The 24820-nt window shown below is 47.5% G+C and carries 21 protein-coding genes; 7 read left to right on the top strand and 14 right to left on the bottom strand.

Annotated elements, in window-relative coordinates; genetic code table 11:
* Positions 1 to 34 precede the first annotated feature (34 nt).
* Positions 35 to 1672: a CotH kinase family protein gene (locus BLP63_RS10580; protein ID WP_170829406.1), complete on the bottom strand. Its 1638-nt coding sequence runs from the start codon at positions 1670 to 1672 to the stop codon at positions 35 to 37.
* A 119-nt stretch (positions 1673 to 1791) separates the two neighbouring features.
* On the opposite strand from BLP63_RS10580, the gene BLP63_RS16875 reads away from it, so the two are divergent.
* From BLP63_RS16875 to BLP63_RS10565, 4 genes are all read left to right on the top strand, one after another.
* The gene (locus BLP63_RS16875) at positions 1792 to 1947 is read left to right on the top strand and encodes a hypothetical protein (protein ID WP_170829405.1); all 156 of its coding nucleotides are present in this window, start codon (positions 1792 to 1794) and stop codon (positions 1945 to 1947) included.
* Positions 1948 to 2276: 329 nt separating this feature from the next.
* Positions 2277 to 3404, top strand: a complete 1128-nt coding sequence (gene tnpB, locus BLP63_RS10575) for an IS200/IS605 family element RNA-guided endonuclease TnpB (protein ID WP_092591343.1) — start codon at positions 2277 to 2279, stop codon at positions 3402 to 3404.
* A 107-nt stretch (positions 3405 to 3511) separates the two neighbouring features.
* Positions 3512 to 3802, top strand: coding sequence for a hypothetical protein (locus BLP63_RS10570; protein ID WP_092591341.1), 291 nt, complete (start codon positions 3512 to 3514; stop codon positions 3800 to 3802).
* A gap of 335 nt (positions 3803 to 4137) precedes the next feature.
* Positions 4138 to 5301 (top strand): M20 metallopeptidase family protein, encoded by a 1164-nt coding sequence (locus tag BLP63_RS10565; RefSeq protein WP_242870877.1) that lies wholly within the window; start codon positions 4138 to 4140, stop codon positions 5299 to 5301.
* A 209-nt stretch (positions 5302 to 5510) separates the two neighbouring features.
* Here the strand turns inward: BLP63_RS10565 and BLP63_RS10560 are convergent, their stop codons facing one another.
* A complete protein-coding gene (locus BLP63_RS10560) occupies positions 5511 to 6893 on the bottom strand; it encodes a tryptophanase (RefSeq protein ID WP_092591337.1) in 1383 nt (460 codons plus the stop codon).
* Between the two features lie 136 nt (positions 6894 to 7029).
* Here BLP63_RS10560 and BLP63_RS10555 point away from each other — a divergent pair, with 136 nt between their 5' ends.
* Positions 7030 to 8361 (top strand): winged helix-turn-helix domain-containing protein, encoded by a 1332-nt coding sequence (locus BLP63_RS10555; protein WP_092591335.1) that lies wholly within the window; start codon positions 7030 to 7032, stop codon positions 8359 to 8361.
* Between the two features lie 88 nt (positions 8362 to 8449).
* On the opposite strand, the gene BLP63_RS10550 is transcribed toward BLP63_RS10555, so the two are convergent.
* Complete coding sequence (locus BLP63_RS10550; RefSeq protein ID WP_330387140.1) at positions 8450 to 9340, bottom strand: LysR family transcriptional regulator; 891 nt, start codon at positions 9338 to 9340, stop codon at positions 8450 to 8452.
* Between the two features lie 123 nt (positions 9341 to 9463).
* Here BLP63_RS10550 and BLP63_RS10545 point away from each other — a divergent pair, with 123 nt between their 5' ends.
* Positions 9464 to 10345 (top strand): DMT family transporter, encoded by an 882-nt coding sequence (locus BLP63_RS10545; protein ID WP_092591333.1) that lies wholly within the window; start codon positions 9464 to 9466, stop codon positions 10343 to 10345.
* A 64-nt stretch (positions 10346 to 10409) separates the two neighbouring features.
* On the opposite strand, the gene BLP63_RS10540 is transcribed toward BLP63_RS10545, so the two are convergent.
* From BLP63_RS10540 to BLP63_RS10510, 7 genes are all read right to left on the bottom strand, one after another.
* Entirely contained in the window at positions 10410 to 11213 is an 804-nt protein-coding gene (locus BLP63_RS10540) for an REP-associated tyrosine transposase (RefSeq protein WP_330387141.1), read from the bottom strand.
* A gap of 341 nt (positions 11214 to 11554) precedes the next feature.
* Positions 11555 to 12256, bottom strand: coding sequence for an RraA family protein (locus BLP63_RS10535; protein WP_092591329.1), 702 nt, complete (start codon positions 12254 to 12256; stop codon positions 11555 to 11557).
* A 22-nt stretch (positions 12257 to 12278) separates the two neighbouring features.
* Positions 12279 to 13148 (bottom strand): NAD(P)-dependent oxidoreductase, encoded by an 870-nt coding sequence (locus tag BLP63_RS10530; RefSeq protein ID WP_092591327.1) that lies wholly within the window; start codon positions 13146 to 13148, stop codon positions 12279 to 12281.
* A gap of 85 nt (positions 13149 to 13233) precedes the next feature.
* Positions 13234 to 14724 (bottom strand): tripartite tricarboxylate transporter permease, encoded by a 1491-nt coding sequence (locus BLP63_RS10525; RefSeq protein ID WP_092591325.1) that lies wholly within the window; start codon positions 14722 to 14724, stop codon positions 13234 to 13236.
* A gap of 16 nt (positions 14725 to 14740) precedes the next feature.
* Complete coding sequence (locus tag BLP63_RS10520) at positions 14741 to 15214, bottom strand: tripartite tricarboxylate transporter TctB family protein (RefSeq protein ID WP_092591323.1); 474 nt, start codon at positions 15212 to 15214, stop codon at positions 14741 to 14743.
* Positions 15215 to 15368: 154 nt separating this feature from the next.
* A complete protein-coding gene (locus BLP63_RS10515; protein ID WP_092591321.1) occupies positions 15369 to 16385 on the bottom strand; it encodes a tripartite tricarboxylate transporter substrate binding protein in 1017 nt (338 codons plus the stop codon).
* Positions 16386 to 16411: 26 nt separating this feature from the next.
* Positions 16412 to 17545, bottom strand: coding sequence for an amidohydrolase family protein (locus BLP63_RS10510; RefSeq protein WP_092591319.1), 1134 nt, complete (start codon positions 17543 to 17545; stop codon positions 16412 to 16414).
* A 335-nt stretch (positions 17546 to 17880) separates the two neighbouring features.
* On the opposite strand from BLP63_RS10510, the gene BLP63_RS10505 reads away from it, so the two are divergent.
* Positions 17881 to 18858 (top strand): LysR family transcriptional regulator, encoded by a 978-nt coding sequence (locus BLP63_RS10505; protein WP_092591317.1) that lies wholly within the window; start codon positions 17881 to 17883, stop codon positions 18856 to 18858.
* 111 nt (positions 18859 to 18969) lie between these two features.
* On the opposite strand, the gene BLP63_RS10500 is transcribed toward BLP63_RS10505, so the two are convergent.
* The 4 genes from BLP63_RS10500 to BLP63_RS10485 all read right to left on the bottom strand — a co-directional run.
* On the bottom strand, positions 18970 to 20175 hold the full coding sequence (locus BLP63_RS10500) for a hypothetical protein (RefSeq protein WP_092591315.1): 1206 nt from the start codon (positions 20173 to 20175) through the stop codon (positions 18970 to 18972).
* A 40-nt stretch (positions 20176 to 20215) separates the two neighbouring features.
* On the bottom strand, positions 20216 to 21625 hold the full coding sequence (locus BLP63_RS10495; RefSeq protein WP_170829404.1) for a M20 family metallopeptidase: 1410 nt from the start codon (positions 21623 to 21625) through the stop codon (positions 20216 to 20218).
* Positions 21626 to 21954: 329 nt separating this feature from the next.
* Positions 21955 to 24027, bottom strand: a complete 2073-nt coding sequence (locus BLP63_RS10490; protein ID WP_170829403.1) for a sigma-54 interaction domain-containing protein — start codon at positions 24025 to 24027, stop codon at positions 21955 to 21957.
* Positions 24028 to 24259: 232 nt separating this feature from the next.
* Positions 24260 to 24820: group II intron maturase-specific domain-containing protein (locus tag BLP63_RS10485; RefSeq protein ID WP_278278130.1), on the bottom strand; the 561-nt coding region annotated here is incomplete at its 5' end.

Genomic DNA, 24820 nt, shown 5'->3' with positions numbered 1-24820 from the left:
CGATACGCACCAGCCGCTGGTTCCTTTTCCTCCCTCACCTTTCCCCCCTTTTCCCCGAGCCCATCATTGAGCCCAAAGCCTCAATCTGTAGGTCACCGGCAGGAACCAAAACGGATGGACTGGACTGCTGCCCTTCTGTGGTGGATGGAATGCTGCCGTCAAGCTGCCCCTGGATGCTCTGCGCTCTGAGGTTTCCCAGTTCTATCAGCGCTTCGACCGCGGTTTGATATGCCTCGTAGGTGCAGAAAGCGGTGGGGTCATTTTTAACGTCGTCGGAGATTAAAGTATGGAGGGATTGGATTTTTTGGGTAAAGTGACCATCGGCAAAATACTTCTGGAGGAGGGTGTTGAGGTGATCATGGTACTGTGCCAAATAGGTTTCATCTGATAAAAGCTGGTTCAGGAGCGGACGGTCTGACATGGATACGCCGCTGACAGGGGTATCGATTGGGAAGTTGATGACGGAGTCCGCGTCACCGCTCTGGAAGCCGCCCCAGGCCAGGTTATAGTCCCACGGCAGTACGGTGAGCTGGCCGGCGCGCTCATAGAGATAATAGTTCTGCGCCATGGAGGAGGAATAGCTGTCAAGATTGACGACGACAGTATGGGCGGCAAGGTAGCGAAGGATCGCGTCTGTGTCAAAGTAGGTGTCAAGCTCGGTGCCAGAGTAGAGCGCTTTCAGAGCAGTGATGACGCGCTGGTTGGCCGCTGTGTCTACATCACCAACCACGTTGTCGAAGATGTCACTGTAGCTTTCGGGGTTATCATCCGTATAGGCCAGACTCCCGCCATTCCTGGCGCCCATGTTGCCGACTTTGCCACCTGGAAAGTCGCCGGGCGTACGGTCTTCTGGTAAGTCGCTTGGGATTTGGGTGGGTGACGCAGACGCTGTGGCGCCTGTGTTCGTCTCGGGTCGTTCGTCAGTGACAGGCCTGTCCACCATGGGCATCCTTCCCTCTCCTGGCATTTGATCCTGGCCCATACTCATCTTGACGTTGAAGAGCGCACCGGTAGTGTCCCCGTAGACTCGTTCTTCATAGCTGTCATTATACAGCTCCACCGCCAGGTAAAGGCCCCAGGGCTGCCCATTGACCGTTATGTCCGTAAATCCAAAGTAAGGGGTGTCCACACCTATGGTCTTCATGAGATCATAGGAAATGTATTCCTTCATATAGGAATTGTCTCCCATCATGTTGTTGACCACCATTTGATCGAGGCCAAAGCAGGTCTGCCCCTCAACGTATTTGTCAAACTTGATGCGGAAGCTGTAGCGGTCGCTGTCCGAGGAGGCCACCTGCTTAAGGCTGGAATTCCCTTTGGGGCGTATGCCGACATCCTTTAAAGTCGTTCCATTGATCACCACATCCACTTTGATGTATGCCTCTTCCGTGGCGTTGTCGAGCATAGTCTGCCACTGCGCTTCATCCGCAAGAATCTCCAGGGTGATGATGTCTGTGCCAAAGATTTTTTCAGCGTATTCGGGTGCGGAAGGATTGATTTCTGCCGTGCTGATTTCGGGTGAAATGGTCAAATTGGTGTTGGTGCTGGTGTTGGTGCTGGTGTTGGCTGCTGTGTTTAATGTGCCTGTTTGGCCACAGCCAGTCAATGCCCCTGCCATCAGAACGGACGCGAGCAGTAATGATAGTGCTTCCGCAGCTGTGCTATACTTCAATTTTAGATGCCTCATCAATTAATTCCACCTCATGTTCGAATTTTTTTCTTTTTCGTACGGACGGCACAGTGTGCCACACCTAAAGTATGGCATTCGAAGCTTAAAGGGGGCTTAAAGTTATGAAAACACTCGAATTCAAAATAACCCTCTCCACTCCCGTCAGCCTGGTTTGGGAAACCATGCTGAGTCCCACTACTTACCGTCAGTGGACCAGCGCTTTTATGATGCTCAGGGAGAACACCCGTGACTTCAGTCATGGGATGAATCCCACATAAGTGCTTGCATTAAAGTCATGATTAACAAAATAAAATAGTGAATGCACCCTTGATCATTTGCCTATTTTCTCGATATTCAATTAAGGGCGCTAATGGAAATGCAGTAAAATGACTAAATATTTTTCTCGATTTTTCTTTGAAAAAGAACAAACGTTTGATAGAATAAAAGCATAAGATTAAATTCAAATCAAAGCAAAGTCCCTAAATCACTTAAAATCTATGACTGTCGGCAGACTGATGAAATGAGATTCCTGCCGCTTGTTAATGGGTTTGAGTGATTTTTTTGTTTTGCGGGAGTTAATATAGCCATTTGCGTGGAGGTGAAAAAAGTGCTGGTTCATAAAGCCTATCGATTTCGCATTTATCCAAATGAGGAACAGAAAGTATTGATCTCAAAGACAATAGGATGCAGCCGTTTTGTATTCAACCACTTTCTGAGCGCATGGAACAAATTCTACGAGGAAACAGGCAAAGGGCTCACTTACAACACTTGTGCCGCGCAAATGACTTTGTTCAAGAAAGAAAAAGCATACGCGTGGCTGAGTGAAGTGGACAGTATCGCCCTGCAGTCATCACTGAAGTGTCTGGATGACGCGTTTAAACGATTTTTCAGAAAACAAAATGACCGACCCCGCTTCAAGTCGAAAAAGAACAAAGTCCAGTCCTACACAACCAAATTTACGAATGGGAATATTGGTATTATTGGCAGCAAAATCAAACTGCCGAAGTTAGGTCTTGTTAAATTCGCAAAGTCAAGAGACGTTGAAGGAAGGATTCTGAGCGCTACGATCAGATGTCATCCGTCAGGCAAATACTTTGTATCTATTCTCGCCGAAACAGAGGTACAAGCATTTCAAAAGACAGGTTCAGCCTGTGGGATCGACGTGGGCATCAAGCACTTCGCCAAAGTATCAGATCACACAGAACGCGAAAACCCAAAGTGCTTCAGAAAATATGAGGCTGAGCTCGCAAAAGCCCAGCGCGTGCTCTCGAGGCGCGTCAAGTACTCAAAAAATTGGGAGAAACAAAGGGTCAAGGTCGCTAAAATCCATGAAAGAATTGCCAATGCGAGAAAAGACAACCTGCACAAATTTTCATACGAAATCGTCAAAAATCACGACGTGATCGGAATAGAAGATTTGCAGGTCTCCAATTTACTAAAGAATCACAAATTGGCAAAGGCTATTGGGGATGTGTCTTGGTCACAATTCAGAAGTCTGCTTGAATATAAGGCAAGATGGTATGGCAAGCAAGTTGTTGCTGTGGGGAGGAACTTCCCTTCAAGTCAATTGTGCTCAAACTGCGGATACAAGAATAAAGACGTTAAGGATCTTGCTGTTAGAAACTGGACTTGTCCAGAATGTGGTGTATGCCATGACAGAGATCTTAACGCAAGTATCAATATTAAAAACGAAGCCCTAAGGCTTCTAACCGCCGGTGCGGCGGGGCTAGCCTAATAATAAACTGTTCGATAGAACGGTGTTCTTAGGAATCCCGTGACTTAAGTCATGGGAGGTTCAAGGAAGGCTCTTATTACAACGGCTCTTGGGAATAAAGCTCAAAGATGTATTTTCTGAATCCCACTGAGCTTGGCATGGTAGCTAAAGTGGCCGAAAACAAATGGCACGAGCTCATTTCCATCCTGATGCTCGGTTTTGTCTCCCAAGGCATAGAGGATATGGACAGCGAGGACGCCAAAATCTGGACCCCGGCTTATGAATATTATTATTTCAAAGCTGCAAATAGCGGTACTGAGCTTCGAGTCACTGTGGACGTACCACCAGAGCATGAGGATATGATGACACAGTCTTGGATGAAAGCGCTTGAGCACTTGAAAGCTCTATGCGAAGGGTAAAACTCGACAAGCTTAAGTGTCGTTGACCTCGCTTTTATGCATACAAACAGTCCACAACGAAAATTCAAAGGGAGCCAGAACAGTGCAATGCACGCTGTTCTGACTCCCTTTCCATTTTCTTATCTACACCTCTTCACGGCTTTGTTGCTTTCCAATAAGCACCTGCGCTCACGGAGGCAATAGATCCACATTCCTTTTCTCTTTGCTTTCCGCTGATGGACTTATAAAAAAATCTCAAACCCTCAGTCTTCTTTCACCCTAAGCCGGGTATCTAAACAATACAAGGTTCCACACAGCGCCACACCCCCAGAAAAACTTGCAGGGAGGTCCTGATTATGAACGTGATAGAAAAAGCGAAAGAGTTTCAGGATTATGTCATTAAAATTCGCAGGGAATTACACGAGTATCCGGAGCTCAGCCTTCAGGAGTTTGAAACTCAAAAGCGCATCATGCGCGAGCTGGACGCCATGGGCATTTCCTATGAGAAGGCCGGCACCACTTCTGTCGTTGCAAGGATCAACCCTGGAAAAGGCGATCAGGTCGTTGCCCTACGGGCAGATATCGACGCGCTCCCCGTCACTGAACAGTCTGGTCTCCCCTTTTCCTCGAAGACTCCTGGCGTCATGCATGCCTGCGGCCATGACAATCACACCGCAATGCTCCTTGGCGCTATAAAAATCCTGACCGGCATGAAAGACGCACTCCCGGGCGAAGTCCGCTGCATCTTTCAGGAAGCGGAAGAGCTGTGCGTTGGTGCCAAGAATGTGATAGCGGAGGGTCATCTAAATGGCGTCAGCGCCATCCTGGGCCTTCATGGCATGTCCAATCTCCCCATTGGCTTCTACGACATCAATCCAGGCTACAAACTGGCAGGCAGCGACACGATCCACGTCAAGTTCGAAGGGATCTCAGGACACTGCGCCACGCCACACCTTGCCAAAGATACCATCTACCCGGCCTGCATATTCGTGGCGGATCTCCAAAGTATTGTCACCAAAAATGTAGCCCCTGAAGAATCCATTGTACTTTCAGTAGGCAAAATCAGTGGCGGCACGAAAGCGAATATCATTGCTAAATACTCAGAGCTTGAAATTTCCATGAGGTACTTTGATCCTGAAGTCAGGAAGACTGTCCACGACGCCATCCAAAGACATGCCAACGCCCTTGCCCTCGCCCACGAAATCAAAGTTGAGGTCATCATTGAGGAGACGGCCATTTCCCTCTGCAATAGCGAACGCGTCACCGCCATCGCGCAAAAGTCAGCGGAAAAGGTGTATGGACCGGATCGAAATATCGATCTTTTCCGACTGATGAATTCCGAGGATATGTCCTACTACTTCCAGAAAACAGAAGGCACGTTTGCCATGCTCGGCTATTTTAATGATGAGAAGGAAAGCATCTATTCCCCACATCACGAAAAGCATACCATTGATGAGGACATGCTGATCTATGGCACTGCCCTGTACGCCCAGTTCGCGTTGGACTATTTGAATCCGTAAGCTCTGAGCAGATTTCGGTTGGGGACAGGGACGCGTGGTTGGGGACAGGGACATACCAAAATGGAACCAGACCCCATCCCTCACGCGACCTTTTCCCTTTCCTGTTCTCACATCTTCAAAAAATTTAAAAGGGAGGAAGAACAGCGCCGCAGCGCCGTTCTTCCTCCCTTCCATGTCCTAAGCTCTTATATTTTTTCCCAAAACCACTCTTACTTCTTAATTGGCTCCAGCTTCGCCGTAAAGTGGCGCAGCACTGGCGGCTGCCAAAGAATCTTGTAGCCTGTAATTTCGTGCGCACGCTTCTTGATATTGATCAGCGCCTCGACGACCACGTCAAAGTGCGCCTGAGTATACACACGTCTTGGAATCGCCAAGCGCGTAAATTCCATTTCTGACTGCAGCTGCTCCCCGGTTTCTGGATCCAGATCCAGCAGGTAGGAGCCAATATCGCATGAACGGATGCCCGCCTCCAGATAAAGCTCGCAGGCCAGCGCCTGACCCGGGAACTCGTTATACGGAATGTGCGGCAGCAGCGCTTTCGCATCCAGGAACACGGCATGACCGCCCACCGGATACTGGAACGCAATGCCCTCTTCCATCAGCCTGCCGCCCAGGTATTCGACCTGGCCAATGCGGTAGCGCAGGTAATCCTTGTCAAGACCTTCGTAGAGGCCAATTGCCAAAGCTTCAAGATCTCTGCCAGCGAGGCCGCCGTAAGTGACGAAGCCCTCGTAAGGAATGGTCCAGCCTTTGACTTTCGTGTAAAGCTCCTCGGAGTCCTTGATGCCTATGAGACCACCCATGTTGACAATGGCATCTTTCTTCGCGCTCATGGTGAAGGCATCCGCGTAGCTGAACATTTCGCGCACAATGTCGATGATCTCAACATCCGCATAGCCCTCTTCCCTTTGCTTGATGAAGTAGGCATTCTCCGCGTAGCGCGCAGCATCAATAATCATTGTAATGCCATATTTGTCTGCTACCGCTTTGGTGGCTTTCATGTTGGCCATGGAAACCGGCTGGCCGCCTGCGGAGTTATTGGTAATGGTCATGATAATGAGACCTACATTTTCCGCCCCAACTTCATTGATGTATGCTTCCAGACGTGGAACGTCCATATTGCCCTTGAACGGCATGTAAGTTTGCGTGTCCTTGGCTTCAGGAACAACGATGTCGACCGCTCTGGCACCAATCAGGCCCACGTGGCCGCGCGTGGTATCGAAGTGCATGTTGGAAATACATTTCTGACCTTTCTTCAATAAACACGGCAATAGCACCTGCTCCGCCGCTCTGCCCTGGTGCACCGGCTGGGCATATTTATAGTTGAAGATGTCCTGGGCTGCTTTCAGCAGCCTTCTGTAGCTGCGGGCGCCGGCATAGGACTCATCCCCGGTCATGATGCCCGCCCACTGGGTGTCACTCATGGCACCGGTGCCGCTGTCTGTAAGAAGGTCGATATAAACATCATCAGAATCAAGGCCGAAAACGTTGTAGTTGGCTGCTTTCAACTTTTCTTCCCGGTATTCTCTCGTTGTCATTTTAAGAGGTTCAACCATCTTGATCTTGAATGGCTCCGCGACGTACTTGACCATTATATTACCCCCTGTGATTTAGTAATTAAAGCATACCATTTCCTGCGGTCGCTTTATAGTGTCTTTAATTTGACTTTAATACGTCAGCGACGTAAAATGAACATAATCGTGAAAAACACAAATGGGGGTGTGGGTGGTGAAGACCATCGGCATAGTAGGGCATGTGGATAATATAAAGAGAATTCAGCGCGTAATCGACAAAAGCTTCTCAAACCTTAAGGGCGTGGCCATTGAGATCCACGACATGCGCCAGGTGGAGACCACCGTGAATTTCCTCAAGGAGCACATCAACGACTTTGACGGCATCATTTTTACCGGCAAGATCCTGTATGACATCATGAACCACCGGATGCACTCCCAGAATCCCTGGGTGCACCTGGACAATGACGAGAGCCAGCTTCAGCGGATCTTTCTGGAGGCGACGCTGAAGCAGGGGCTGGACATCCGCCGTATCAGCATTGATTCTTACACCCCGGAAATGGTACAGACGATTTACGGCGACTTTGGCTTTGAACCCGGCGACTATGAGGCCGCGGTGTCTGATGTTGACATTTTCCGCGACACTCTGATTGAGGATCTGGTGGACTTTCACAAGCGCCACCTCCGGACCCAGCCTGGCGCCATTGCCATCACCGGGATTTCCACCGTTCACAAACTGCTTCAGACTGAGGGCGAGTCCAGCATATTGCTCGTCTCCAACGAAAACTACATCAAAAACAAACTTTATGACCTCCTCCGAAAGATCAAATTCAAGGACATGTCGGTCAGCCAGATCGTGGTCATGTCCATGGAGATCGACCTGGACAACGAATACGACCTGACCTCAGAAAACGAATACAGCGTCATGCTGGAAAAGACCCGCATCACCGAGGAAGTCTACAAGTTTGCCCAGCGCATCCAGGCGGCGGTGGTGGAGACGGAGAAAAACTACCTTCTTTTTACCACCAAGCAGATTCTGGAGTTTGAGACTAATAACCTCAGGGAGCTGCCTATCCTCGGCTCCATTAACCAAAAAACAGCCCACACCCTCAGCGTGGGCATAGGCTTTGGAACCACGGCCAGGGAGGCCAAGTCGAACGCGGTCATTGGCAAGAACAAGGCCTTCAAGATGGGCGGCAACCAGTGCTTCGTCGTCTATGACCGCAAGCGCCTGGAGCGTATCACGGCATTTGACAAAGTGGATAATAGCGAGTCCCTGTCCCCCACCGGACTTGAGTTGCCCTTCAAGGAAGTCTCTGAGAAGAGCGGTGTCAGCATCAACAACATCTATAAGCTGAAGTCCATCATGGACCTCTATAAAAAGGACACCTTCACCAGCCTGGAGCTCGCCCAGGAGTTCGGCAACTCCCTCAGGAGCATGAACCGCATGATCGAGCGGCTGGAACGAGCGGGGTACATTGAGGTGGTGGGCAGCAAGATTATTGGGAAGGCCGGGCGGCCCAGCCGGATTTTGAGGGTGGGGATTTAGGGAATCATTAGGGACGGTTCCTTTTGATTCTTTTGATTCTTTTGATTCTCCGATCCACTACCATCGGCATAGCTTTGTTTGAAGTTGGCTATACGCCCTCGATCTCATGCCTATGGGACAAATACTCCAAAAACCGCTTCACCCCATGGGAAGCGGTCTGCCTGCTTCGAAGCGCCAGGCAGATCTCTCTGTAAGCTGGCACGTCCAGCTCTTTCGCGACAATGCGGTAGGGTATCCTCTGCAGGATCAGCTGCGGCAAAATGCTGACCCCAAGCCCGCTTTCAACCATGGACATAATGGCGTAATCGTCCCAGGTTGTAAATTTCACTTTTGGGACGATCCCATAGTGACTAAAAATTTCCTTGACTTCAGACCGGCCGCCACGGTCCAGAAGCATGAAGGGCTGCTCGCACAGTGCCTGAATAGGCACCCGGTCGAATTCCGTCAGCGGATGATCAATCGGCAAAATGGCCAGCAGCTTGTCCTGCCCCAGAAATATCGACTCGAGGTCAGGGTGAGCTGGCTCTATTAAAAATCCACAGTCGACGCGGCCTTCCATAATCCATGCTTCAATCTCAGAATAATCTCCCAGCAGAAGCTCATAATCAATCCCGGGGAAGTCCTTTTGAAAGGCCTTGATAATCCCAGGCAGCCAGTGTGTCGCGACACTGGAGATGGTACCAATACGGATCAAGCCGGACTGAAGCCCATTGAGCTCATCGACTTGATTCTGAAGCTTCTGATATTCATGGCACAGCATTTTGGCATGAGGCAAGAGCAGAATCCCGTCCGATGTCAGTCTGACCCCGGCCCTGCTGCGCTCCAGCAAAGCGGTATTCCATTCTTTCTCAAGATCCTGAATCATCCTGCTGATTCCAGACTGGGTGTAATTAAGGGCTTCAGCAGCCTTTGTGAAGCTGCCGCACTCCACGGTTTTGACGAATGCCATCAGCTTTTGCAGATTTAAATTCATGTCCATTTATCATTACACCTCTTGCATGATATTTTGTCATACTTTTCATGATAACAATTCGCTTTTGTGATCCATTTTTGAATGTTATATTATTATCGAATTGTCGTCAAGCAGGAGGATTAGATTAGAATGAATAACCCTTATTTCAAATACGTGCTTTCACTGCTTTTATTTGGTTCCAATGGCATAGTGGCCAGTATGATCTTGCTCGGCAGTCACGAAATCGTCTTTTGGCGGACCTTGGTGGGCAGTCTCCTTCTGTTGATATTTTTTCGGGTGGGCGGGGGAAAATTTACCGCGCTTCGCCATAAGAAGCATCTGGCTTATGCAATGATTTCTGGTGCCGCACTGGGCGTCAGCTGGATTTTTCTCTTTGAGGCCTATTCGCGAATTGGTGTCAGCGTTGCAACCCTCGCCTATTACTGTGGACCCGTTCTGGTCATAGCCATCTCACCCCTGCTGTTTGAGGAACGACTAACGCCCGCCAAGCTCACCGGTCTGAGCGCAGTCATACTTGGCATGGTCTTTGTCAACGGCCTCGGTTTGCTGACAAACGGGCTCTCTTGGGGTTTGTTCTGCGGGTTGTCCTCCGCGGTCATGTACGCCGCCATGATCGTTTTCAACAAAAAATCCACCCAGGTAAAGGGACTTGAAAACGCCTTATATCAGCTGCTCATGAGCTTTGTCACCGTCGCTGTATATACCTTCTTGAGACAAGGTGGGCCCAGCCTCGCTGTCACAGATTATATCTTTCCGATTCTGATTTTTGGATTGATCAACACAGCCATAGGCTGCTACCTGTACTTCGCTTCCATTGACCAGCTGTCAACCGGTTCTGTGTCCATTATTGGCTATTTGGAACCCTTATCCGCGCTCGTCTTTTCAGCCGTCTTCCTTCACGAGCAGCTGACCGTACTACAGGTGATTGGTGCTGTCATGATCCTGAGCGGTGCCGCCTTCAGTGAACTCTACCGCGAGAAGCCACGCACGCCCGTTGGTCAGGCTGCGTGAGGTGGGTTTGAGAAAAGAGCAAAGGCTTGTCCAATGGTCATTGAAACCACCATCGGACAAGCCTTTAATCATTAGGGACGGTTCTTTTTGATTCCTTTTTTGCCGCATTCCGAACCCTACTGAACGACACACCCGTCAGCGACGCAATCGCCCGATATGGGAGATGACTCTTTTCAATCAAGTCTTTCAACAACGCCATCATTACTTCCGGAAACGCCTGCAGTTGGCAGGTTTCAGCAACACCACATTTCTCACAATAGTCCGTAATGATCCTCCGGGCATTCTCTTCTCTGATCTTCGATCGATCTTCATCAATTTCAAGATGCTCTGCATCATCTTCCATCCGATGAAATTCCCCAAAAGCTGCTAAATCTCCATTGAACAGGTCCATTACGAAATCATGCTGATCTTTGTCAATGGCTTTCTCTTCAAATACAAAATTTGAAAAGCTACTCCACTTATAGTCCTGAGGATGCTTGACTATGCCGGCTTTGACGGGATTGCAGTGAATATATCTTATCGCCTTCATTAAATAGTGTTTGTCTTCAATGCACTGGCTCTTAAATCTGTCCTGAAAAACGTGGCCGCAGGTGCTTTCCCGCTGGTTATATCCCATGGCGAATCGAGTGTTAATCTTCTTAAATGCTTGTGTCAATTGTTCCTTTTGTGCCTTCACAATAAGATGCACATGATTGTCCATGACGCACCAGGCTGCAGTTCCAATAAGACCTTCCCTGTTCTGCTCCTCAATCAGCCTGATACAGCGTTCTTTTTCCTGATCATTTTGATAGATCCATCGCCTGTTGTTGCCCCTCATGATCACATGATAATATCCCGATTTGCTTTCTTTTCTTGCCTTTCTTGGAATGTTCTCACCCCCGTTTCCACATTGTACTTTTTCTTATCACATTTGTCAATATTTGTAAATTCATTAGGAACCGTCCCCTTTGTGTCTCCATTAGGAACCGTCCCCTTTGTGTCCGTTTTGTGTCCAACGAAAAAGACTTTGCCGATGGTGGTTTGACGACCATCGGCAAAGTCTTTTACTTTTTTTTGGGGGGGGAATCATTTGGAATCATTAGGGAATCATTAGGGACGGTTCTTTTCGATTTTCTCGTTGCCCTACTTCTTTTTTGAAGTAGAATCATTAGGAACCGTCCCCGATGTTCCCCCCAACCGGCTCAGGGGATGAAGCCGGTCGGGATTTTTCTATCGTCTGTAAACGTCGTCTATGATTTCAAACTCTTTCTCTGCCAGAGATTTATCCACCCAATCCCTGTTCGCCGTTTCATTTTTGGCAGCTGCCAGTTTTTTCTCATCCTCTGCCTTGAATTTCTTCGCAGCTTCGAGAACGACCGCAGCCTCACCCTTTGGAATGATCGTCACACCGTCCGGATCACAGAGCACAATATCGCCCGGTTCAACGGTGACCTCGCCACAGGCAATGGGTACATTGATCTCACCCGGCCCCTCTTTATAAGGACCGCCAGGTGTGGTTCCAGTTGCATAAACATGCATTTTCATGTGTTGAATTGCGTCAATATCCCGAATTGGGCCGTCAAAAATAATGCCTGCGACTTTTTTTGTATATTGTGCATAAGCCATCATAACTTCACCAACTAATGCACGGGTCATATCGCCTTCATTGGAGACGACTATAATGTCACCTTCCTGAGCCATATTGAGTGCTTTGTGAATCACAAGGTTGTCACCTGCCCTCGCCTTGACCGTCAGTGCCGGACCAACAATGATTGGTTCATCTGGGCTGCTCATCAGATTGATCCGTGGGTGCATGGCACCTACACGGTTCATGACATCTGCTGTATTTGAGGCCGGGATCTCCTTAAACTGATTCATGATTTCAAGATCCGGCATTTCTCTTTTCAAAAAAATTCTTTTGCCTACTGCCATTTCTTCACCTCATCTTAATGTATTATTTCATGATGCTGAGAATCTCCTGCCACTGCTTGGGATGGACGCCATGGAATTTCTCCGGAAATTCATAAGACGCCAATAAATCATGCTTGTCTTTGGAAGCGACCGTCATTGGACAGTCAATTCCAGCCTCACTGCATAGCAGTATTGAACCTTTAATTTCTGCTGCCCTGCGCTTCGCGTGAATCGCCGTTCCCGTGATCAGCCTGTCAAGATGGGACTGGAACGCAATACCATCAAGGGATTTCCCAATTGACTTCACGACCTGATCAGAGACCTGATAGTGCTCTGATGCCTGAAGCATTTCAAGCATCAATCCCGCAAGGCCTTTCATAAAGATGCTGCGAATTAATTTAATGGCTGACGCATCCCCGGCTTTGTCACTGGCACACGTTATTCTCATGCCGTAAGGTGTCATGGTTTCATGTAAAGCTTCGGCACCGTTGCCACTTGCCATAATTGGTACCTTATGTTTGTCCAGAGGCAGGGAGCCCAGCATAGCGGCGTCTACAAACAGAACACCTTTATCTTGAATACGTCCCCATACCTGTTGTTTGATTGTTGGCGTCGAGGCGCTGACATCTGCATAGATCTGCCCGACCCTCAGGTCATCATAGATCTCGTTGCAGACGTCCATGGCGTAGCTGGACGGAACCGCAACGAAGAGGAGCTCTGCTTGGCGAACGACCTCAGCGTTCGACCCAAGCAGCGTTACGCCGGCCTCAGCTGCCCTGTTTTCAATAACTTTACCCACTTCAGGATGGGTTACCATGACATCGTAGGCCACGATGTCATGAATCCCTTCCTCTCTGAGACCGAGCGAAATACAGTATGCCGCTTCACCAAATCCAATAAATCCAATTTTCATCTCATCACCACTTTTACAGTTTATGTCGTTTCAGCCTATGCCGCTGCCATAATATGTTTCGCAGCGGCTGCCAAAATCATCTTTTTTATGCTGTAGCTTTTCTTGATGCCTTGTTCTTCAGAACAATCATGACAACAGAAATGACTGCGACGAGCAAGAACAGCGCTGAAATTGGTCTGGTAATAAACGGCATCAGATCACCCTTACTGACAATCAGTGCGCGTCGCAAATTTTCCTCAGCCATGCCGGACAGAATATAACCAATGATGAAGGGTGTCGTTGTAATCGACAGCTTTTTCAATATGACGCCGAGCATACCAAACGCAAAGATGCTCCATACATCGAAAACGTTGTTTCCAGTTGCGTAGGCACCGACGGCGCATAGAACCATGACAATCGGCAGCAAAATGTGCTTTGGAATGCCCATCAGTTTAACGAACCACTTCAGGCCTGCGTACTCCACAATCAGCATGTAAACATTGGCAACGAGGAGTGCGGTAAAGATCGCGTACATGAATACGCCGTTCTTTACGAAGATCAATGGACCCGGGGTAATGCCGTGAATGGTGAGTCCACCCAGGATGACCGCTGCAACCGTACTTCCCGGGATGCCCATGGTCAGCAGAGGGATCAGCGCACCGCCAACGGTTGCGTTGTTCGCCGTTTCAGAAGCGATAACGCCATCAATGATGCCGGTACCAAACTTCTCAGGATATTTTGAAGCATTTTGCGCCGCGGAGTAGGATAAAAGACCTGAAGTCGAACCGCCAATCCCCGGAAGAATACCTATACCCAGGCCAATCAGCGCCGAGCGCATCATATTGACAAACTGCGCTTTGAATTCTTTAAGGCTAATGCCAAAGCCCGTCAGGCTATACTGGATCAGCTTGCCCTTTTCAGCGAGCTTTTTACGGTTTGCACCTGTCTGAATAATGTCTGTGACGGCGAAGAGTCCGATCAAAACCGCGACAATATCGAAGCCATTTAAAAGGTTGATGGAGTCGAAGTTAAAACGCATGAAGCCATCAATCGGCGAAATCCCTACAAATGCAAGGGCCATGCCGAGAAGTCCACTCAGCAATCCGTTCAGGACAGATTTTCCGGACATACTGGCAATGATCGTTAGTGAGAACAGCGCTATGGAGAAATACTCAAACGCTGTAAATTTCAAAGTTATAGCGGCGAGATATGGGGAGATGAAGATCAAGGCAATCAAACTAATGATGCCGCCAATAAAGGAATAGAGGATTGAGATGCCGATGGCTTTTCCCGCCTCACCGCGATCCGCCATTGGGCCTCCATCAAATACCGTAGAAATTGAGGAGGGTGTGCCGGGAATTTTGAGTAGTACCGCAGATATACACCCACCGGAAATACCTCCTATGTACAAGCCCATCAACAGGGATATACCGCTGATTGGCTCCAGCCCAAAGGACATTGGCAGAAACAGCACCACTGCCATGGTTGCAGAGAGACCGGGAATAGATCCGAATATGATACCTACAATAACACCGAGTAAAGTGACTAAAAGACAGGCCGGCGAAAGGATTACTGCTAATATACCTTCTAAAACCATGAAATCATTCCTTCTCTTAAATTATGTCCAGCAAGCCCTCAGGCAGCATAAGGTTGAAGGCGTAGACGAATAGAAAATAGATCGCCAGAGTGGCACTTATTGAGATGATCCCAAATTTTATTGGCTTGAAATGGACTTTATCCGCCAGAATCGTCATCTGAAGCGTCAGAAATACTATAGAGGAAATAATGAAGCCAAGTGGTTCAAACAGGATCACATAAGCAGCCAGGTTAAGTATTGTCATGAGGCTTCCCATTTTGTCATCTTCAGATTGCCTTTTTTCTGTGTACTTGGGGCTATGATTTTTTAATGCGATCACCAGCTTGCTGACGGATACGATCACAATGGCGACTGCGACAACCTTGGGCATGAAAGCAGGGCCGACATCATTTTCAATGATCGATTTAACCGTGAAAGAAATGGCGAACAGGAAAATTCCAAAGATCAGGAATACAATAGAACCGATTAAATCTCTTTGTTTTTCACTCATAATCAATCTCCATTTAGTGACATAAAAAGCGGTGCCAAAGCTTTATGGCATTCATTTGGCACCGCTTTCGTTTATAGCATTCTGCATGTTCTATACAATTTGGAGCTTGTTAAAACGTGTTGATGTTTTGTCTACTATTCAATTTGCGAAATATTTACTTAAAAACGTCTCCCATGACTACTTTGAGAAGCTCAACTTCAGCCGCTTCATCTTTCTCAGTTGTTTCAGGATCCTTGTAGTATGGCGCTGCATGGAATTTCGCAAGCTCTGCAGCAAACTCAGGGTCTTCAGCGATTTCTTTGAGCGTTGTTGTGAATTTATCGATAATCGCTTGGTCAGTACCATTAGGGAACTTGTAAGAGTAACGCTTTGCCGCGACGACATCATAACCCTGCTCTACAAACGTTGGGACTTCAGGTAATGATTCTACGCGCTCAGGCGCGAGGATCCCAAGGGCTACAAATTGTCCGGCTTCAATATAATCCGCTACGTTGGCGTAGTTGACAACGAGGAGATCGACCTGTCCGCCAAGGAAGGCTGCCGTTCTGTCCGCAGCGGATGAACCGACGTCAATCTTGTCAAGCTCAATGCCTGCAGTTTCTTCAAAGAGCTTGGATACGAAGTGTGTTACCTGACCATTGACCTGTGAATAGGTAACCGTGCCTGGTGCAGCTTTGGCTGCTGCTACGACATCACCTAAGTTTTTCCATCCGCTTTCAGCTTTTGCAACCATGGTATAAGTATTGTCTTCTACAAGTGTACCGCCGTAAGCGAAGGACTCCGTATAAGAGAAATCTGCCATGCCGCTCGCTTCCTGAATCAGACCGCCAGTATGGCTGAACAGCAAGTTGTAACCATCTGGATCTTCGTTCATGATTTGCTTTGCTGCCAGAATCCCGCCGGATCCAGCGATATTGACGACGACGACTGTTTCGCCAAGCTTTTCGCTGAGACGTTCTGCAGCAAGCCGGCAATAGATATCCGTATCTCCGCCTGCGTTGTAAGGCACCGCTATTTGGATTGTTTTTTTAGGCCAGTCTGTACCTTGAGCTTCTGAGCCGGTTTCTCCCGCAGGCTCTGCTGCTGGCTCAGTGCTGCCGCCACAAGCTGCTAATGAAAAAACGAGGATGAGTGCTAACAGTAACGAGATGAATTTTTTTAACCCTTTCATATTGACCTCCCAAAATTGTATTTTATTTAAATTTCAACGTCTCTGAAAACCAACTCCCCCTCCTTTACGGTAATCATTGCCCTAAATTGCTGTGATCCATAAATGATGTCCCCATCACAATCACCAAATTCGGTTTCTGAATCCAGCAGCCTCAGTACTGCGATATCTGCTGCTGTACCCGCACTCAGCGAACCGAGTTCCTGTTCTAAACCGAGGAGCGCTGCAGGCCGCTGCGTCGTTGCGCGAATGACCTGATCCAGTGTCAGTCCCATCGCTATAAATTTTGACATGACATGAAGCATGGTCATGACTGCTGGCCGCTTATACAGGCTTCTGACGGTCAGATCCGTACTGATCGTATCCGGCAGAAGCCCTTGTTCAAAAGCTTTACTGGCAACTTGATGTGAAAAGTGAACGTTGGCATGCGCCACGTCAAATATGACGCCACGTTCTTTGGCATTTCTGACTTCAGGAATAATGATGCCTTCCTGATCTAAGATCGTGCTCGCCTTACTTTGATAGGCATGGGAGAGAATGTCCCCAGGTCTTAACAGATCAACCAGCTCCGCCATTGCCGATGGTGGGTTGGAACAATGCACCATCACCCTGACACCAAGTTCTTCCGCAAGCTTTATAGTTTCTCTCAACGGTTCGAGCCCCAATTCTCCAACGATTTCAGCACCTTGTCGAACTTTGAGGCCAATCAACTCATGGCTGTATTTTCTGAACAATTTCTTGATTTTATCCCGGTTGAACTGTTTGGGATTCAGATTTTCCAGGTAACTACCCGTCGCCAGTCCGCCCGAGCTGATGTTGAGGAAGGATTTGACAGTCAGTTTTGTGCTGTTAAGAGCGCCACGGTGTCCCTCGAAAGTGCCTGCGCCTGAGCTTCCGGCATCCACTGCTGTTGTGACGCCTGACGGGAAGTAGGTTGCTTCGCCTAAAACCCCAATCTCTGCCAGAGGATAGATATGGGTATGGAAATCAATTAGGCCAGGCGTGACATGACATCCTGATACGTCAATGACATGAAGTGCTTTTTCATCAATATGTTCCTGAACTTTCTCGATAAGTCCATTCGAAATCGCGATGTCCGCAATTTTGTCCAGGTTGTTGTAAGGATCGATCACGCGTCCATTTTTAAGTAAAAGATCATACATTTCCTGTTCAACTCCAATGGATGATAAAATTTGTTGATTCTTTCGTTCAAATCACTTATGCGAATGCCATAGAGCTTTCATGTTCAGTTAGCTGAGATTTAACACTATCCGTCTTGTCTCGCGCTCTGATTAACTTATCTGAATCATATTCGAAATTGTATGAAAACTCAAACACAGAAAATTATGTCTGGTCAACAAATATTTTTTGTGGGAAAATAAAATAAACACAATTTTTATTTGTTAATAATTTGACTAACTTTATCCAAATAATCCCTTTGACATCCGTAATTAAAATGATTTTCTGTTAAATACAGTCATTCTGGAGGTGCTTTTTATTGAATCTCGTCAGTTACTACTACTTCGTTGAGGCCGCCAAAGACCTTCACATTACCAACACAGCAAAAAGATTGTTTATTTCTCAACAAAATCTAAGCAATCACATCCAAAAGCTCGAACAATACTATGGGGTTGAACTCTTTAATAGAAAGCCCAAGCTCTCATTGACCTACGCTGGAGAGAAGCTGCTTGAAGCTGCTGAACGAATTTTGGGCGAAGATGCTAATGTCATCAACCAACTCGCTGAGATTTCGGAAAAAGGCGTCGGTGTCCTTCGCGTAGGGATCCCCGCCTATCGGGCTCAAGTCTGTCTTCCATTGATTTTGCCAATCTTCTATCAAAAATGGCCTAATATCAAAATTCAGCTTACTGAAACCCAGTCCGCCAATATGGAGGAAATGGTGGCAGAGGGCCTGCTGGATGTGTTTATAGGGATTAAAAATGCTGATGATTCTGCACTGGAAGTCACCCCTTTACTCAACGACCACACCTATCTCATGGCGTCAGATACTTTGCTGCATAAATACTATGGTAAACGTGCAGACCGCTTAAAGCAAGAAGCGCTTAACGGCACAGATCTTAAGGCATTTTCGGAGCTGCCATATATGCTGGTCAAACTGCCTAACCGTCTGCGAAAAACGACGGATGAGTGTTTCAACGCAGCCGGTTATAAACCAAACGTCTTCATAGAATCCTCCAATACAGAGCTACTGATATCGCTTTATCCAAAAGATTTTGCCGCTTTTTTCGTCACTGAAATGCGTCTGCCACTGCTTGAGGACATCATGACAAACAGCAGCTGTTTTCCTCTGATGTCAGGTGGCGACTTGATCATGCACCGTCTGGTCATTGCCCACCGGGCTGAAAAGTATTTGACGCAGTATGTTAAGGACTTTATAAAAATTTCAATTGAGGTTCTTCAAGAAATAGAAATTTCAAGACAGAAGGCGCGGGGGAAGGCGGGGAAACGCGTTTAATGAAAAAGACTTTGCCGATGGTCGTCAAACCACCATCGGCAAAGTCTTTAACTTTTGGAGATTATATTGTAATGTCTGCCACGTTATTCCACTGTGGTTCTTCAGTTTAAATCAAATCATCGCGCTCAGCACGCCCGCCATCAGAACCGAGACAATGGTGACGCAAATGAAACCGGCAATCAGCATGGTTGGGAGCATGGTATCGAATAAAATCTCCTCTTCTTCAACATTCCCGGCGATCGCTCTCGCCGCCTCTTTTGTGATCATATAATTGAACGGAAATCCTAAGTAACAGTTATAGCCCACCGCCATGGACAGCCTGCTGGTGTAGCCAACGCCCCGGCCCACAATCCAGCTGAAAACACCTATGCCGATGGTCGCCATGACAAACGTCAGCACCAATGGCAGCATCATGGCCTTGATGGTCGCCACACTGGCGCCGGTCAGGAACGTCATTATGTAAGCATAGAAGCTGATATCCAAAATGCCGCTGGACATGGTTTTGCTCATGACGCCTTTATCCAGCAGACCGAGGTTGCCAAGCACAATGCCAATCACCAGTGCCACGATAGATTTATCCATTATAAGGGAAATATACTGAATTTTAGATGTCACATTGATATAGAGCGCGAGGTTTAATGTACCCAGGATCGCAAGGACGAGAAAATAAAAGGCTGGCGTTTTGTAAAGCTCAGGAAGCTTATCGATCAATTTTGTATTTTGTGAAGCAACAGACTCAGTTTGCACTTCGTTTGGATGCTTCAGCTCACCACTTCGCACTTTACTGAGAAGATCTCTCATTTCACCGCGGACGAAGAAAGCGACTATCGGCATGCCTACGAAGCTCTGGAGGGTGATGAGAAGAATTGGCCAAACAGCCAGATCGGTATATCCGCCGTTCGTCAGCGCCTGACTGGTCAAGATGCCGGCCATGCCTCCGCCGGCCAGTGGCGCGATCGCGGTCAGCGAGAGGAGCTTATCACCCAGTATTAAACCGCCAACGCTCAGGAAGATCAACGCTATGCCCGCGACGGCTGCCAGCGCAGTTGCGACTGTCTTCCATTCACGCTTGAGCTGCTCGAGCTCAAGCAGGGTGCCCATGTGAATCAGGATGATCATCATCATGATGTTTTTGACGGCTCCAAGACCTGAAACTTCGACAATATCCATCGGGATTACGGTCCAGTAACCAATGAGGGTGATGACTGTCATAAGAAACAGCGCCGGAATTTTGCCTTTAAGCTTCGCAGAAATGGTTTCAGAAACAAAAATAATAGCGATAACAAGGACAAAAGCGATTTCAAATCCATACTTCATTGAATAGCCTCCTCTTGATTTAAGTGGTTCACTGCGCAGACTAACCCTGTGCAATCAACTTCTGTTTGGACAACGTGAAAGCTTCTTTATAGTTCTCGACCATCTCCCGGTCCATGAACAGCCGTCTGGCTGCCAGCGCAATGACCGTACCGGCAGTGAGAACCGACGGAATAGATTCGGATGCACCGGAAGCAGCAAGGAATTCTTTGGTATGCGGCATAACACCTTCTGGGGTGATGCCAAACCAGAGATTGCAGGTTGGAAGCACGAATGACACATTTCCGACGTCGGAAGATCCAAGCACATCAAATGGTTTGACCAACCCTGAAGTCAGTGCCTCAGCCAATCGAATGACCATGGTGTCAAGGGCCTCGACTTTAACCGGTGCCCCATAAGTCACACTCCAGGAAATTTCCATCTCAGCGCCGGTAGCCAGTGCCCCTGCCCTTGCACAGCGCTCGATCATGTCTGCCAGTTTTTCCATGTAAACATTGTCCAGTGCCCGGACTCCCCAGTCCATCTCTGCTCTATCTGGCACAACGTTGGTGACTTTTCCACCGTCTCTGATAAAGCCGTGTACCCTGGCATCACTTCTTAGATGCTCGCGCTGAAGCTCTATGGCGTTGTAAGCAATCACCGCAGCGTCCAAGGCACTGATGCCCTTTTCGGGTGCAGCAGAAGCATGTGACGGCACACCTTTAAAGACAATCGTTGCAGTTTTGGTTGCCAGAAAATCGGATCCAGTTGCCCAGCGGTCTCCAGGATGCGTAGCTAAAGCCACATCCACACCATCAAAAAGTCCCGCTTCTACCATATGAGCTTTTCCTGCTTTTCCCTCTTCGCCAGGTGTTCCATAGACGATCAACTTCCCTGGCAGGGCTCCCATCTGCTTTGCCAGCATCAATGCCGCGGAAAGGCCAGCAGAAGCGATTAGATTATGACCACAGGCATGCCCATCCGGAAGCGCGTCGTATTCCAATAAAATGGCAATGGTTGGGCCACTCGCGTTGCCCTTCAATGTCGCCGTAAACGCTGTGTCCATAATCCAGGCATCCTTAGTGTCCGGATTGACACCTCTAAGATTACGTTCAACCTCAAAGCCCTGTGAGGATAGTACCTCGCACAGCAACTCACACGCGTAGGTTTCAGTGAAGGCCATTTGCGGGTGATCGTATATTTTGCGCGCAACCTCAGAAATCAGCTCTGTAAACTCAGCTGCCATTGCGGCGAAGGCAATTTCTTCCCCACTCAGTACGACATGGCCTTCTTTGATCTTTGTCAACGTCCCTACAGTGCCGTCTTCTGACCACTGGATTATAAAACCAAGCTCTTTCAATGCCGCCTCATTCAGTTTAATATCTCCATTTCCAGTAATGCTGAGGTTTCCATTTTGTTTCATTTCAATGCCGTCTGAAAGCTTTAATGTCTTATGCGCGCTGCTGAACTCCACTGACATGACCTCCCCAGTTTTTCTTGCCACTTATGATGAATATTGTTATTGATTTTTAATAACGCAAATATTGAGCCAACTTTATTATTTTCAAGAAAATTGTTCTATATTTCTCTTAGCTTCTGAAAACGCTATATTTTGAACAAAAAAAGACACGCATAAAGCGTGTCAATTTTATGATAATAGATCGTCAAAATGGTGTGAATTTCTATTTTGTGTGTTTTGGTTCGTTGTTTAGCTCGTATTTGGTTTGTTATTGATTTTTTGGTGTGGTATGGTGCGTTTTGACTTACACCAAATTAGTTTCTCTCACAACTGTTGACTGTGAATCACTTCAACTTACGACCTGCTAATAGCAGTTTTTCTTTTCCTGCTAATGTGAGTCTGGTACCGCCCCTGCCCTTGACAACCTGGATGAAGCCAGTCATTTTTAACGTATCGAGTATGCCGTTGATTTTATACTCTGTCACTCTTAAGCCTCGGTCCCTAAGCCTCGTCAAGAGTTTTCTGCGACCACTGTAGCCATGGTCAATTTCCAGGAGCACCAAGTCTTCCAAATCCATTTCCGACTCATCCTCCTCATGATGAACCACCCCATGAAAATTAGCCATCAAAGTCGGTCTTTCTTTAATATAATTGGATAATTCTGATTCTAATGTTTCAGACTCCGAATGTCCATGAAGCCACTTTTGATATTTATCCGGCAAGTGTTTGACTTCAAGTATCCTTGAGTCAAAGCTTAGCATATACTCGGCGCATCCCTTAAGCTCTCTAACGTTGCCTGGCCATGGGTAGTTTACAAAAAACTTCTTTAATGGCTCGCTTAAGTGATTGGTATATTGGCCAAGCGCGTCCATCAGGATGGGTTCAATATCCTCTATCCGCTCGCTTAACGGTGGTACTGACAGCGTCACCGTGCTGATCCGGTAATAGAGATCTTCTCTGAAGTCTCCGGTCTGCATGGCTACTTCAAGATTTCTGTTAGTCGCGCATATAACCCTGACATCCACTTTTCTCACGGAACTGGATCCAATAGGTTGAACTTCTTTTTCCTGAAGAAAACGGAGCAGCTTGACCTGTAGCTTCAAACTTGCCTCTCCAATCTCATCCAGAAAAATGGTGCCGCTGTGTGCACTTTCCAAGAGTCCTTTTTTCCCGCTTCGAAGCGCGCCTGTAAAAGCACCGCTTGCGTATCCAAATAGCTCTGATTCGAGAAGCGACTCCGAAAAAGCACCACAGTTGACCGCATGAAATGGTCGCTGCCGCCTTGAAGACGCCTCATGAATGGAATGGGCCAACAGCTCTTTCCCAACACCAGACGGGCCCTCTATGAGAATAGTCGTATCCGTTGCCGAGAAGTGTCTCGCAAGCTCGACAATCCGACTCATAGAACTGCTCTCATAAAGTATGTCCTTAAATTTATAAGCCAGTTGTCCCTGGGATTCATTTTTAACGACAGGCACCGCTTCAAGAAGAACTCTGTGATGGACAGATTGTCCGTAGCTTTCTATTGCTCTGGCACTAACCTTATAGTGTTGATCAGATGAAAGTTCAAAACTGCCGCTCCCGCCCCGGTCTTCACAGGCGCTTCTCATTTGGTATAGAAAAATATCCCTCGAGATTTTTTGACCGATCATCCTGTCAAAATCTTTTTGAAATTCGGTTCTTAAGCGTTCATTAAATCCCAAAACCACATCCTGATCGTTAAGCAGCAAGGCCGGCGTGTCAAGCAGATTCATGATCGCAAGGCGCTCCTGAGTAAATTCACTTAGGTAGGAAATTTCCACACAATCGTCGTAATTCAACAACGCAGTCGTGTCTTTAATATAATTAGAGATTTTTTCATCGAGAAAGCTTTCCGCGAGGCCCGCAGCATTACCAATTTTTAGAAGGACATAAGGATGAAGCACACGCCATCCCAAGTCAATGATGTGATCAATCTCTGGGAGCTCATAGGTTTTTATTCCCATATAAATAGCGTATTTATAAGCACTGGTATTGATACGCTGTCCATAATAGGGCACAAAATTGACATGCTCCATGCCATGAGCTTTTAGGGTCAACAAGGTGTCCCAAAGGAAAATGGTGCCCTCGCTGACTAATAGAACATCCGTGCCTCTGTTCAGCTGCTTGATGCTTTCGAGACATGAACCGTGAAGTGTGTTTGCCATATGTATGAATTCCGCAGCCGGATTCAAGCATTTTTCCACTAATACAGGCTTGAGAAATCCTAAAGTATACAGTACCAGATCCGCGCTGAAGGTCTCTACTGGCCTGAGATCGGAATACAATCTGACTTCTAAGTCTATATGGTCTTCAAAGATCCGTCTGAGAATCGTGGGATAATAATCCACGGACTCCTCATAGATCACAAATACAAAGACTTTGAGTTTAGAAGTCACTAAGACCGCCTCCATTCAATAAATATAAAGAAAAAACCGAAATGATACAGCCGAATTCAGCATTGATAAAAAGGTCAAACCAGACAAATCTGGTTTCATTATATCAGATTATAAAATCATATGGTTATTGGATAATGCTCCGTACAAAAGAAGATAATCGAGTAAGAGGCTACCCATTAGTTGAGTAGCCGTCCTCTCACACCACCGTACGTACCGTTCGGTATACGGCGGTTCAACCGCTTGAGTGCATTAAGCGTAATTGCTCGTACTGAGCCGGGAAGTCATAATACCCGGCCAGTGCGAGCTTTTCATTTGTAATGGAACGATTGAGTACAGCACTTCCGGCAATTCGCCAGTATCCCAGACGGGTATTGCCCCACTGGTATGCCTGCCACTCCGGAATACCCAGTTTCTTTAGATTCATGATTCTGGTTCTTGGCTTCTTCCATTGTTTCCAGATGTACATCCGAAGCCTCCGTCTCAACCACTCGTTCCAACTCATCAGCGTCCGCTTTATGTCGGCTACATAGTAATAACCGAGCCATCCACGGATGAAGCTTTTAACGTTTTCCATGACCATGCGCACATTTCTGCCCTGATTTCGGCGGGTCAGTTGCCTCAGTTTCCGTTTTGCCTTCGCCAGGGATTCCCGATGGGCGCGTATATAGACGCCTTTCTTGTTCTTCCCAAGGCAAAAGCCAAGAAATTTGAAGTGTTTTATTGCCAACACACTGACGACCTTGCTCTTTTGGGCATTCATTTTCAGTTTCAGTTTGCCCTCCAGATACCTCCG

It is taken from the genome of Acidaminobacter hydrogenoformans DSM 2784 (genome assembly GCF_900103005.1).
In the GTDB taxonomy this organism is placed as follows: domain Bacteria; phylum Bacillota; class Clostridia; order Peptostreptococcales; family Acidaminobacteraceae; genus Acidaminobacter; species Acidaminobacter hydrogenoformans.
The sequence above is the reverse complement of the archived record's forward strand: the minus strand, read 5'-3'. Positions and strand labels throughout refer to the sequence as shown.